Below are 11,609 nucleotides of genomic sequence, written 5' to 3'. Positions count from 1 at the left end.
GTCGTCATTCCCTGGAGAGAACATGACTTTGCCCGTGAACGCGCTCTCGTCGGCGCTGCAACAGATGCAGTCGATGGCGGCGCAAGCGGCCGGCAGCAACACCTCGGTGGCCGACCAGTCCGGCGCGGCGACGGCCAGCGGTTTCGCCTCGGCGCTGAAGGCTTCGCTGGACAAGATCAGCGGCGATCAGACCAAGGCGATCGGCGAATCGCAGGCGTTCGAACTCGGCGCGTCCAACGTCTCGCTGAACGACGTGATGGTCGATATGCAGAAGGCCAACGTCGGCTTCCAGTTCGGCCTGCAGGTGCGCAACAAACTGGTGTCGGCCTATAACGACATCATGCAGATGTCGGTGTAGTCGGTGTAAACGCGACTCGGGCGGCAGGGCTGTTCCGCCCGCCCGAACGCATGCGCCCAGCTGCAATGCTGCGTAGTTGCACGGCAGGACGGTCCGCCCGGCGCGCCTCGAGGCGCTTCGCGGCAGGCGGCCTTGCGGCGCTCAGCGCGATACCGCCCCTTATTCCCCCTTACAGTGGCCTAAAGCTTTCTCGCTGCCTATCCGATAACCAGGTACAGGCAGAAATCCATGTGCGGCAGCGTGCACGGACGGGGGCCACGACCAACCGCTGTAGATGAGAGGAGGAGCGCCGATGTTTTCCCCAGGACACTCTGGAGCCAATGCGTACGCGCGCGTCGGCGTCGAGACAGGGGTGATGGGCGCGAGTCCGCATCGTCTGATCGTGATGTTGTATCAGGGGGCACGGCAAGCGATTGCGCAAGCACGCATGCATGTGCAGCAAGGCAATGTGCCGGCTCGTGGTGAGGCGATCGGCAAGGCGATCCAGATCGTCGAAAGCGGGCTGCAACTGTCGCTGAACCTTGAGGTGGGCGGCGAGATTGCAGAGCGGTTGGACGCGCTATATACCTATATGTCGCGCCGGCTGCTCGAAGCCAACATAAAACAGAGCGAGGCGATGCTGGTCGAGGTCGATGGCCTGCTGGCGACGCTCGAAGAGGCATGGATCGGGATTGCCCCGGAGATCGCGCGGATGGCAGCCCAGCCGGCCGCGGAAAGCATGAGATGACATCGAACGCAGAATATTTCGCCCGCTACGAGGCGATTGCAGCGATTTCCCGCCGCATGCTGACAGCTGCCCGGCGCGCCCTGTGGAACGATCTGGTCCACTTGCAGGAGGAATATCGGAATCTGGTGGACGCGTTGAAAGACGCGGAAGCCGGCGTCAGACTGGACGACGCGGAGCGCCTGCGCAAATATGCGCTGATTCGTCAGATCCTGGCCGACGACGCCGCGATCCGCGATCTGGCGAATCCACGCATGGCCAATCTGTCGGCGCTGTTCGCCGGACGGCCGACCCGCGTGCTCAAGGAGCTGTACGGGGCGCGCTGAGTTTGCCCCTGAGCAGGGCGCTGCTTGAGCCCGCCTGACTGCATTTGAGCGCGTGGCTGCCAATGTGACCAAGGAATCGGTATGAACGGAATCGACGCGGTCGTCACTTCGCTGCTTGCGAACCGGGTCGACAGTCTGCTCAATCTCGCGCCGGGTAGTGCGACCGCCTCGCAGACCGGCGCGGCGGGCGTCGATACCGAGATTCTCAACACCACCCCCGTTACGCCGCCCCCGGCACCGCCGGCCTCTGCGCAAACTGCGCTGTCCGCCGTTGCGCTCACGCTCAATGCGATCGTGAACTCCGGCGGCGAGGCAACCCCGGCGGTGCTCGGCCAGACGCCGATCTGGCCGGCGGCGCCGGCCCTCGACGTCGACGCGAGCGGCTTGTCGCTTTTCGATGTGACTGCCACGCCTGTGGCCTCATCCGCGAATCCCAATACTGCTTCGACGACGGCCACCGCCAATGTGGCGGCGGCCCAGGTGCCGGTCGCGGCGCTTGCGGCGGCGCTCGAACAGACGGTCGGCGAAAGCGGCTTGTTCTACGAATCCCATCTTGCGCAATGGCTGGCCGGCCAGCGCCCGCCCGACGCCCTGGCCGGCGAGGCGCAAAACAAGCTGGTGGCCGCCGCCGCACAATTGCCGCTCGACTGGGCGAGCGACGCCGATCCCGCCTCTTCTGCCAATGCGACAGGCCGGCCAGGCATGAGCGCGACGCCCAACGGCCCAGCCAACGGCGCGCCGGAAGGTAACGCGACTGCCCGCGCGATGCCGTCGATCCAGACTGTGCAGGCCGCGCGCTTCGTGGCCGGCGAGGTGCTGGCGAGTTCGCTATCCGACCTGAATGGCCAGCCGGCTCACTCGAGCGTGCACAGCGCAGCGGCGTCACTGGCCGACGACGGGTCGTCGCAAAACGCTCAATCGATGGTGGCCGCGGTTCATCCGGCGACCGTTCCATTGGTGCGGCAGCAACTCGATCTGCTCGCCACCGGGCAGTTTCGCTGGAGCGGCGAAGCATGGCCGGGTGCCAAGCTCGACTGGACCATCGAACAGGAAGGCGACGAGTGGGATCGCAGCGGCGGCGGCACGGCGAGCGGGGACGATCAGCCGTGGCGCACGCGGTTGACGCTGTCGCTGCCCACGCTCGGCACCGTCGATGCGGACCTGACGCTGACCGGCACGCGGCTGGTCGCGCGCGTGCAGGCGAGTCCGGCCGGTGCGGCGCGGCTGGCGACGCAGGGTGAGAGTTTTCGTCAGCGGCTTGCGGCAGCGGGCATCGAACTGAATGGACTGACCATTCGCGAGATCGGCGGCGGCATGCCGGCTGGCGCGATGAGCGCTGCAGGCGCTGCGGCGGCCGGGCAGGCAGCGGCGTCGGCGTATGCGCGCTCGGCGTCGGCGGCCTCAGCGGCCTCGGCGACTGATAAAGCGCCGGCGGGGCGTGGCACGGCGCGCGTGACTCGCCCCGGCGCGGCGCCGGTCGACGATTTCGATTGGGATATGTGATGAGCCGCAAACATCGCCGCAGCGCGGCCGCGCTCGTCTATGAGGCACAGGGCAGCGATCCCGCGCCACGCGTGATCGCCAAAGGCTACGGCATGCTGGCCGAGATGATCGTGCAGCGCGCCAAGGAAGCCGGCCTGTATGTGCACGAGGCGCCGGAAATGGTCTCGCTGCTGATGCAGGTCGACCTCGATACGCGGATTCCGCCGCAGCTCTATCAGGCGGTGGCGGAATTGCTTGCGTGGCTGCATCGGCTGGAAAGCGGCGCCGAGGTCGAGCCCGCAGGCGGCATGGCCGCCGCGCAGGACGTCACGGATGTGGTCGCCACGGACATTGCGGACGCTTCCGGTGGGGCACCCAGGCGCTGAGTGAATGCGTTCGTTGTGGCCGCCTACCCCGCGGCCGTCGTCGCAGTACGCCGTTCTGTCCCAGCTGCCCACCCACGGATGCCCGCCGCGTCAAAACCGCATCATCAGCTTCAGCAGCGCATTCACCCGCTTGCCATACGGCGGCGAGATCCATCCGCGCGCGTTCAGGCGCGCCTGCGTCAGCACCGGCTTCATTTTCGAGAAGGTGACGAAGCCTTCGTAACCGTGATACGCGCCCATCCCGCTTGCGCCGACGCCGCCGAACGGCAGGCTTTCGCACGCCAGATGCATCAGCGTTTCGTTGATCGCCATGCCGCCCGCGATGGTGTCGCGCGTGACGCGTTCGATGGTCGCGCTGTCGTCGGCGTAGAGATACAGCGCGAGCGGGCGCGGACGCGTGTTGATCCACGCGATCGCATCGTCGAGCGTGTCATAGGGGACGATCGGCAGCAGCGGGCCGAAAATTTCCTCCTGCATCAGCGCGCTTTCATCCGGCGCATTCGTGACCGCGATCAGCGGGAAGCGGCGGCTTGCGACGTCCGGCGTACTGTCGGTGAGCGTGTGCAGTTGCGCGCCGGCGGCCTGCGCTTCGTCGGCGAGACGTTGCAGCCGTGCGAAGTGCCGCTCCGAGATGATCGAGGTGTAGTCGAGGTTGTGCGCGAAGTCGGGATATGTCTTCGCCATCCGCGCGCGCGCCCGTTCGATGAAGGCCTGCTCCTTGCCGCGCGGCACCAGCACGTAGTCCGGCGCGACGCAGGTCTGGCCCGCGTTGAGCGTCTTGCCGGCGACGAGGTTATCCACCGCGTTGTCGAAGCGCGCATGCTGACCGATGATGGCCGGCGACTTGCCGCCCAGCTCCAGCGTGACTGGCGTCAGATGTTCGGCGGCGGCGCGCATCACTTCATGGCCGACCTTGGTCGAGCCGGTAAACAGCAGATGGTCGAACGGTTGCGCGCTGAACGCGGCGGCCAACGCGGCATCGCCGTTCACCACGGCGACGTGGTCGCGCGCGAAGGTCTGGCCGATCAGTTGCTCGAATAGCGCCGAGGTGCGCGGCGTCAGCTCCGACATCTTGATGATGGCGCGATTGCCGGCCGTGAGCGCGCTGATCAGCGGACCGGCGGCGAGCAGCACGGGATAATTCCACGGCACGATAATGCCGACCACGCCGAGCGGCTGCGGCACGACTTTCGCACGTGCCGGCATCAGCCATTTGCTGGTGCTGCGGCGTTGCGCTCTCATCCAGCGTTTGCCGTGCCTGAGCGCGGCATCGATCTCTTCCTTGATGAGCAGGAATTCGGCGAGCAGGATTTCCTGTTTCGCGCGATTGCCGAAGTCGGCGTTCATCGCGTCGGCGAGGGCGTCGCGGTTGTCGAGCATGACTTTGCGCAGCGCGTTCAGGTGTCCGGCGCGGGCTTCCCACGACGGATACGGCGCGCGCAAATACGCATGGCGTTGGTCGCGCAACAGTGCTTCGAGCGCGACGACTTCCGGCAAATCGTTCTTCATGTGTGTCCACTCCCTGATGGATAGCGTGCGCGTCGAGCCGCGCTTATTGGTGTGTTGTCCTGTCGTGCGACGGTCTTGTGAAAGGCTTTGAACAAGCGCGGACTGGCTCATCCGCTTCGAACCGGAAACGCTGAATCTTTGTCGATCCGTTCACGTCGCTTCATGCGGGAAACGCCCGCTCGATGATCGCCGCGTGATCGAACGACGCCGGCAGCGTGCCGTACACGCGGCCGCTTTCGCCGCAGCTGTCGGCGAGACGCGTCGCGATGAAGGCCTCGGCGACTTCCGGCGGCGCGTGCTTCACCAGCAAGCTGGCTTGCGCGATCAGCACGATGTGCTGCGCGATCCGTCGCGCGGAAGCTTCGCGATGCTCGGCGGGTTCGTTGAGCGTGGCGGCAAGTTTGCCGAGTGCGGCGCTCAAAGCCGGATGCCCTTGGGCGTCGGCTTGCCATGCTGCGAACAGGGCCTGCGCCGCTTCGGGTTCGCGCTCCATGGCGCGCAGCACGTCGAGGCACATCACGTTGCCCGACCCTTCCCAGATCGAATTGACGGGCGCTTCACGATAGAAGCGCGCCATCGGACCGGTCTCGACGTAACCGTTGCCGCCCCAGACTTCCATCGCCTCGCCGGTGAATTCGAGCGTGCGCTTGCAGACCCAGAACTTCGCCGCCGGGGTGACGATCCGGCGCCAGGCGCGTTCGGCGGGTGCGGCCGACGACGGATCGGCCGACGCTTCGAACGCACGCGCGAGTCGCATGAACAGCACCGTCGCGGCTTCCGATTCCAGCGCCAGGTCGGCGAGGACATTGCGCATCAGCGGCTGATCGGCCAGATGGCGGCCGAAGGCGTCGCGATGCCGTGCGTGGTGAATCGCCTGCACCAGCGCCGCACGCATCAGGGCCGCGCTGCCGATCACGCAATCGAGCCGCGTGTAGTTCGCCATTTCGATGATGGTCGGCACGCCGCGGCCTTCGTCGCCGATCATGATGCCGAACGCGTCGAAGAATTCGACTTCGCTGCTGGCGTTCGAGCGGTTGCCGAGCTTGTCCTTCAGGCGCTGGATCTGCACGGCGTTCTTGCTGCCGTCCGGCGCGAAACGCGGCACGTAGAAACACGACAGGCCTTCGTGATCGTCGGTGCGGGCGAGCACCAGATGCGCGTCGCATTGCGGCGCGGAGAAAAACCATTTGTGGCCGACGAGCCGGTATTCCGCCCCACGGCCGCTGCCGGACGTGGCATAGGCGCGGGTCTGGTTGCTGCGCACGTCCGAGCCGCCTTGCTTCTCGGTCATACCCATGCCGATCATCGCCGAGGTTTTCTGCGTGAGCGGCACGTCGCGTGGATCGTGTTCACGGGTGTAGAGCTTGTCGCGCAGCGTGTCGAACAACGCGGGTTCGCGTTGCAGCACCGGGATGCTCGCGAAGGTCATCGTCAGCGGGCAGAGGGAGCCGGATTCGAGTTGCGCGTGCAGGAAGTAGCCGGCGCAACGCGCGACCATCGCGCCGCGCTGCGGATCCGAAAACGGCATCGCGTGCAGGCCTTCGCGGCGCAACAGCGAGAGCAGCGTATGCCACGCAGGGTGAAACTCGAGTGCGTCGATGCGTTCGCCGCGCGGGCTGTGCGTGACCAGTTCGGGCGTGTGGCGGTTCGCCAGTTCGGCAAGCGCGAGGGTTTCCGGCGTGGTGAGCGCCGCGCCATGCCGCTGCAGCGCCTCGCGATGCCACGCGGCCCCGTCGCGCTCGAGGGCGGCGGTCAACGCCACGTCGCTCGAAAACAGGTTGTAGTCCGCGAGCGGCGGCGCCTGATTTGTCACGTCGTGGGTGTGGCCGAAACTGTGCCGTTCCATCTGCTGTCTCCGTTCACCGGATGCGCGCCGCCGCCGATCGGCGGTGTGCTGTTTTATCGTGGCGTGTCGTGCCGCACGCTCAGAGGACGACGCACCGGGCGCCGTGTTTGAATGACGTACGCGGCGGCCTGGCGGGCGCATGCGCGTCTTTCATCATAGGGTCGCGGGAGGGTTTTCGTTTAGAGGGATCGCTCTGACACGAACTCGCCGTCGCGCCGGAACGCTCCCTACAATGCCGGTAAAACACACGTAGACAAGTGTGCACGAGACAAGGTCGGCAAGCAAAGGTCGGCAGGCAAAGCGACCTAATTGGAGGAGCGGATGCAATACGACTACATCATCGTCGGTGCGGGCTCGGGCGGCTGCTCGCTCGCGAGCCGTCTGGCGGATAGCTGCCCCGACGCGACGATTGCCCTGATCGAAGCCGGTCCGCACACGGACCGCAATCTGTTCGTGAACATGCCGGTGGGCGTGGCGGCCGTCGTGCCGCACAAACTCAAGACCAACTACGGCTATCTGACGACGCCCCAGCCGGGGCTCGGCGGACGCCAGGGCTATCAGCCGCGCGGGCGGGGCTTCGGTGGGTCGAGCGCGATCAACGCGATGATCTACACGCGCGGCCATCCGCTCGACTATGACGAATGGGCGCAGCTCGGCTGCGAAGGCTGGTCGTGGGCCGAGGTGCTGCCGTATTTCCGGCGCGCCGAAGGCAACGAGCGCGGCGCCGACGCATGGCACGGCGCGGACGGTCCGCTGACGGTGTCCGATCTGCGCTATCGCAATCCGTTTTCGAAGCGTTTCGTGCAGGCCGCGACCGAAGCCGGCTACAAACCGAACAACGACTTCAACGGCGCGGACCAGGAAGGCATTGGCTTCTACCAGGTGACGCAGCGCGACGGACGGCGCTGCAGCGTCGCGCGCGCCTATATCTACGACCGCGAGCGCCCCAATCTGCATACGATCGCCGATGCGACGGTGCTGCGCGTGACGTTCGACGGCAAGCGCGCGACCGGCGTCGAAATCGTGCGTGGCGGTCGTACCGAAACGCTGGAAGCGCGTGCCGAGGTGGTGCTGGCGGCGGGCGCGTTCAATTCGCCTCAACTGCTGATGTGCTCGGGTATCGGCCCGGCGGCGCATCTGCAGTCGCTCGGCATTCCGGTGCTGCACGATGCGCCCGAGGTCGGCCAGAACCTGATCGACCACGTCGACTTCACGATCAACAAACGGGTGTCGTCGATCGAGCCGACCGGTTTTTCGATTCGCGGCATTGCGCGCATGCTGCCGCAGTTCGTGACCTTCCTGCGGCATGGAACGGGCATGCTGTCGAGCAATGTCGCCGAAGCGGGCGGCTTCCTGAAGAGCCGGCCGACGCTCGAACGGCCGGACCTGCAACTGCATTTCTGCGCGGCGATCGTCGACGACCATAACCGCCATATGCACTGGGGTCACGGTTATTCGCTGCACGTGTGCGTGCTGCGGCCGCATAGCCGCGGCACGGTGACGCTGGCAAGCGCCGATGCTCGCACGGCGCCCGTGATCGATCCGCGGTTTTTCAGCGACTCGCGCGATCTCGACCTGCTGGTGGAGGGCGCGCAGATGGCACGGCGTATTCTCGACGCGCCTTCGCTGGCGCTGTATGGCGGCAAGGAGCTGTACACGCACGTCGACCAGACCGAGGCGGAGTTGCGCCGGACAATCGCCGAGCATGCCGACACGATCTATCACCCGGTGGCAACGTGCCGGATGGGCGGCGATGCGCAATCGGTGGTCGATCCGCAGTTGCGGGTGCGCGGCGTGACGGGGTTGCGGATCGTCGATGCCTCCGTGATGCCGACGCTGATCGGCGGCAACACGAATTCGCCGACGGTGATGATCGGCGAGCGCGCGGCGGCCCTGATCGCGGCAAGCCGGCGCGAAGGGCAAACGGGGCCGGCGATGGCGTCGACGGGCATCACTGGCATCGCGGCTTGAGGGCTGCTTCGTACGGGCAGGCGGCACGTCAATTTCCCTAATTTGGCTCGCAAATATAAGAATATTTAGGCAAACGTCGGTTAATTCGTCATAAATTGTGCCGCTTCGTTTATGAGATTTCCCCAAACCTATAATCGCGCCGCGAAAAGGAGCGCGTCAGGTGGCGCGTTCGGGAATTCAAGGAAGCGAAGCGATGAGTATCAATGTGATTCAGCTGATTCAGTCAGCGATGACGGACGGCGTCGTGCGACAACTGGCGGCCCGTTTCGGGTTGTCACCGGACTCGACCCAGAAGGTGCTTGGAGCAACCGGCCCGGCGCTTGCCGCCGGCCTGATGCAGAAAGGCGCGACGCTCGACGGCGCGCGTTCGCTGTTCGCCATGATCCTCTCGCCAGAGGTGAACGGGCACATCGCCGAACAGTTGCCGCAGCTGCTCGGTACCACCACGGGGGTGAGCCAGCTGGAAGGCGTGGGCCGTCAGTTGCTCGAGCGCGTGCTCGATCGCCGCGTCGACACGCTCAGCGACGAAGTCGCCAGCCAGACTGGCGTGCCGGCGCATGCGGCACACGCCATGACGGGTATCGTCGGCGCTACGCTGCTGGGCTTGCTGAAACGTCATTTTCTCGATGGTCAGGGCAACGTCGGCCAACTGCCCACGCTGCTGGGCGATCAACTGCCGGCCATTGCGCCGCACCTGAACGACCGTCTGCTGGCAGGCCTTGGCCTCGGTGGACTCGGCGCGTTCACCGGCAATATTCTGTCGCAGCTGAAGGCGGTCTCGGCGAACATCGATCATCCGACGCCGGCCGCCAAGCCGGTGGCCGAAACCCTGTCGAGCATCCGCGTGCCTGCGGATGCGGTGGTGCGCGAAGAGCCCCGTTCGCGCAGGTGGCTGTGGTGGCTGCTTGCGGCAATCGCCGCGGTGCTGGCCTTCCTGTTCCTGCGTGGTTGCCATAGCGAGCAACGCGACGAGCAAATCAGCGAGCGCAGCAGCGCGGAAGCCGAGGCGACTGTGCGGCCCGCGTCCGCACCGGCTGACGCCTCGGCTGCCGCAGCGCCGGCCAGCGATGCCGCTGCTTCGGCGCCTGCCGCCAGCGCCGTAGCAGCCAGCGCCGCCAACGAAGCGCAGCAACCTGCCGCGGCGCCCGCGCCGACCAGGGACAGCCAGCTCAGCTTCACGGTCGACACAGCCGGCAAGCCGACGCTCACCGCGACGGTCGACAGCGAAGCCGAAAAAAGCCAGCTGATCGACGCGCTGACAAAGCGTTTCGGTGCTGACCGTTTCGTCGCGAACGTCACGGTCGATCAGGACACCAGGCCGGCCGGCTGGCTCGCGCATCTGGACGGCCTGCTGCCGCTGATGGCATTGCCGGGCGCGGAAGTGAAAGTGGACGGCGCGCACATCGAACTGAGCGGCAGCGCGGCCAACGCGAAGCTCGGCTGGCTCGACAAACTGAAGTCGCTGTTCGGCGCGTCGTATCAGATTGGTTCGTTCAGCGTCGAACAGGCGGTCGCCAATGCAACCGAGAATTTCCGCGGCGCGATCAAGGGACTGCTCACACCGGACAGTTCGTGTGCGACAGCTGACGTGGTGAAGGTGCTGAACCTTCAGGTGATCAACTTCACCAGCGCCAGCGCTCGCGTGCCGGCCTCGGCAATGGAAGATCTGAACCAGTCGGCGCAAGTGCTGAACGCCTGCGCGCGCAATGGCAAGACGGCCAAGCTCGAAGTAGCCGGCTATTCGGACAATGTCGGCGGCGCACGAGCCAATCTGCAACTGTCGAAGAAGCGCGCCGAAGCGGTCCGCGCGTATCTCGTCAAGACGGGGGTTCCGGAGGATTCGCTGGTCGCGCAAGGCTATGGCGACGTCCGTCCGGTTGCAAGCAACGATACGGCCGGCGGCCGCTTTGCCAACCGCCGCATCGAGTTTGTCACGCAGCCGTAATGCCGCTCATGCCGATGCCCGGTCCTGGCATGAAATCGTCGCCGGCCTGGCCCGGCAGCGTCTCACGCGCCACCGCCAGCCACGCGCGCGCCGCGTGCGACAGATAGCCGTTGCGACGCCAGCCGATCGCCATCTCCCACGGAATCTCCGGCTCCACCACGGGACGGCAGGTGAACTGCGCCGCGTCGAGCCGCCTGCAGTACGGCGCGGGCAACAGAGCGATACCGACGCCGGCCAGTACCAGCGCCGCCATGAAATCCCAGTGTCCACTGCGTCCGACGATGGTCGGCGCAAAGCCGGCGGTGCGGCACGCATTCAGCACGACGTCGTTGAGCGCGAGGCTCTCGCCGTAGAACACGAACGGCTCGTTGGCGAGTTCGACGAGCGGCACTTCGTGCAGATCGTCCCAGCGCGAGCCGGTGCGCGCGACCAGCCACAGCAATTGCCGCGTCATCGGCAGCACTTCGATGTTTTCCGGGTCGACCGGTTGCAGCACGCCGCCTAACTCCAGCTCGCCATGGATCAGCGCGGTCTCGATCGCGCGTGAACCCTGCTCGAACAGCTTCAGTTCGATTTTCGGGTAGCGCTGGCGGAAGGCGGCGATGGCCGGCGTGAACAGCGAGCCACCCATCGGCGGAATGCCGATGGTCAACTCGCCGCGGCCGAGCGTGTCGAGGTCGTTCAGCTCGGCCTGCAACTGCGCATGCGCGGCCAGGACGTCCTGACCGCGCTGGTAGACGATCCGGCCGGCGTCGGTCAGCACCATCTGACGTCCGTCGCGTAACAGTAGCGGCGAGCCGATTTCGTCTTCCAGCGACTTGACCATCTTGCTGATGGTCGGCTGCGTGACGAACATCTGCTCGGCGGCGACGGTGAAGCTCTGTTGACGAACCACTTCGACGAAATACCGCAGCGCACGTAGTTCCACGATCTCAGGCTCCAGAATTCCAATTTGGAATGATCTGGCTGATTGTAAGTCATTGCATTTATATTGCGATGCAATCTGATGACGCGCTTCAGATCGGCGCCGTTCGTGCGCAGCGCGTTGCTGGGCGCGGTCGC

General features: G+C 65.9%; 10 protein-coding genes. 7 read left to right on the top strand and 3 right to left on the bottom strand.

What is annotated here, in order from left to right; genetic code table 11:
• Window positions 1–22: 22 nt before the first annotated feature.
• The 5 genes from fliE (at window position 23) to DSC91_RS24875 (ending at window position 3,276) form a co-directional block, all read left to right on the top strand.
• Window positions 23–358, top strand: a complete 336-nt coding sequence (gene fliE, locus DSC91_RS24895) for a flagellar hook-basal body complex protein FliE (protein WP_115781302.1) — start codon at window positions 23–25, stop codon at window positions 356–358.
• A gap of 292 nt (window positions 359–650) precedes the next feature.
• Window positions 651–1,085, top strand: a complete 435-nt coding sequence (fliS, locus tag DSC91_RS24890) for a flagellar export chaperone FliS (RefSeq protein ID WP_028198532.1) — start codon at window positions 651–653, stop codon at window positions 1,083–1,085.
• Window positions 1,082–1,408: a flagellar protein FliT gene (locus tag DSC91_RS24885; RefSeq protein WP_093640916.1), complete on the top strand. Its 327-nt coding sequence runs from the start codon at window positions 1,082–1,084 to the stop codon at window positions 1,406–1,408. The genes fliS and DSC91_RS24885 overlap by 4 nt, the downstream gene beginning before the upstream one ends.
• A gap of 81 nt (window positions 1,409–1,489) precedes the next feature.
• Window positions 1,490–2,911: a flagellar hook-length control protein FliK gene (gene fliK, locus DSC91_RS24880; RefSeq protein ID WP_115781301.1), complete on the top strand. Its 1,422-nt coding sequence runs from the start codon at window positions 1,490–1,492 to the stop codon at window positions 2,909–2,911.
• A complete protein-coding gene (locus tag DSC91_RS24875; protein WP_115781300.1) occupies window positions 2,911–3,276 on the top strand; it encodes an EscU/YscU/HrcU family type III secretion system export apparatus switch protein in 366 nt (121 codons plus the stop codon). Before fliK ends, DSC91_RS24875 begins: the two co-directional genes overlap by 1 nt.
• Before the next feature lie 90 nt (window positions 3,277–3,366).
• On the opposite strand, the gene DSC91_RS24870 is transcribed toward DSC91_RS24875, so the two are convergent.
• Together DSC91_RS24870 and DSC91_RS24865 are read right to left on the bottom strand one after the other, a co-directional pair.
• Complete coding sequence (locus tag DSC91_RS24870; RefSeq protein ID WP_115781299.1) at window positions 3,367–4,785, bottom strand: coniferyl aldehyde dehydrogenase; 1,419 nt, start codon at window positions 4,783–4,785, stop codon at window positions 3,367–3,369.
• A gap of 160 nt (window positions 4,786–4,945) precedes the next feature.
• Window positions 4,946–6,631, bottom strand: a complete 1,686-nt coding sequence (locus DSC91_RS24865; RefSeq protein WP_115781298.1) for an isovaleryl-CoA dehydrogenase — start codon at window positions 6,629–6,631, stop codon at window positions 4,946–4,948.
• A 321-nt stretch (window positions 6,632–6,952) separates the two neighbouring features.
• Here DSC91_RS24865 and DSC91_RS24860 point away from each other — a divergent pair, with 321 nt between their 5' ends.
• Window positions 6,953–8,602 carry a GMC family oxidoreductase gene (locus DSC91_RS24860; RefSeq protein WP_115781297.1) on the top strand — a complete coding sequence of 550 codons (1,650 nt, stop codon included), beginning with the start codon at window positions 6,953–6,955 and terminating at the stop codon, window positions 8,600–8,602.
• 193 nt (window positions 8,603–8,795) lie between these two features.
• Window positions 8,796–10,547, top strand: a complete 1,752-nt coding sequence (locus DSC91_RS24855) for an OmpA family protein (RefSeq protein ID WP_115783486.1) — start codon at window positions 8,796–8,798, stop codon at window positions 10,545–10,547.
• On the opposite strand, the gene DSC91_RS24850 is transcribed toward DSC91_RS24855, so the two are convergent.
• Complete coding sequence (locus tag DSC91_RS24850) at window positions 10,534–11,475, bottom strand: LysR family transcriptional regulator (protein ID WP_115781296.1); 942 nt, start codon at window positions 11,473–11,475, stop codon at window positions 10,534–10,536. The genes DSC91_RS24855 and DSC91_RS24850 overlap by 14 nt on opposite strands.
• Between the last annotated feature and the right edge of the window lie 134 nt (window positions 11,476–11,609).

Origin of the sequence: Paraburkholderia caffeinilytica, assembly GCF_003368325.1 — a bacterium.
In the GTDB taxonomy this organism is placed as follows: Bacteria; Pseudomonadota; Gammaproteobacteria; order Burkholderiales; family Burkholderiaceae; genus Paraburkholderia; species Paraburkholderia caffeinilytica.
The sequence above is the reverse complement of the archived record's forward strand: the minus strand, read 5'-3'. Positions and strand labels throughout refer to the sequence as shown.

Excerpts from the sequence above, each read along its gene's own strand:
- fliE (WP_115781302.1), top strand. The coding sequence starts at position 23 with ATGACTTTGCCCGTGAACGCGCTCTCGTCGGCGCTGCAACAGATGCAG.
- fliS (WP_028198532.1), top strand. The coding sequence starts at position 651 with ATGTTTTCCCCAGGACACTCTGGAGCCAATGCGTACGCGCGCGTCGGC.
- DSC91_RS24885 (WP_093640916.1), top strand. The coding sequence starts at position 1,082 with ATGACATCGAACGCAGAATATTTCGCCCGCTACGAGGCGATTGCAGCG.
- fliK (WP_115781301.1), top strand. The coding sequence starts at position 1,490 with ATGAACGGAATCGACGCGGTCGTCACTTCGCTGCTTGCGAACCGGGTC.
- DSC91_RS24875 (WP_115781300.1), top strand. The coding sequence starts at position 2,911 with ATGAGCCGCAAACATCGCCGCAGCGCGGCCGCGCTCGTCTATGAGGCA.
- DSC91_RS24870 (WP_115781299.1), bottom strand. The coding sequence starts at position 4,785 with ATGAAGAACGATTTGCCGGAAGTCGTCGCGCTCGAAGCACTGTTGCGC.
- DSC91_RS24865 (WP_115781298.1), bottom strand. The coding sequence starts at position 6,631 with ATGGAACGGCACAGTTTCGGCCACACCCACGACGTGACAAATCAGGCG.
- DSC91_RS24860 (WP_115781297.1), top strand. The coding sequence starts at position 6,953 with ATGCAATACGACTACATCATCGTCGGTGCGGGCTCGGGCGGCTGCTCG.
- DSC91_RS24855 (WP_115783486.1), top strand. The coding sequence starts at position 8,796 with ATGAGTATCAATGTGATTCAGCTGATTCAGTCAGCGATGACGGACGGC.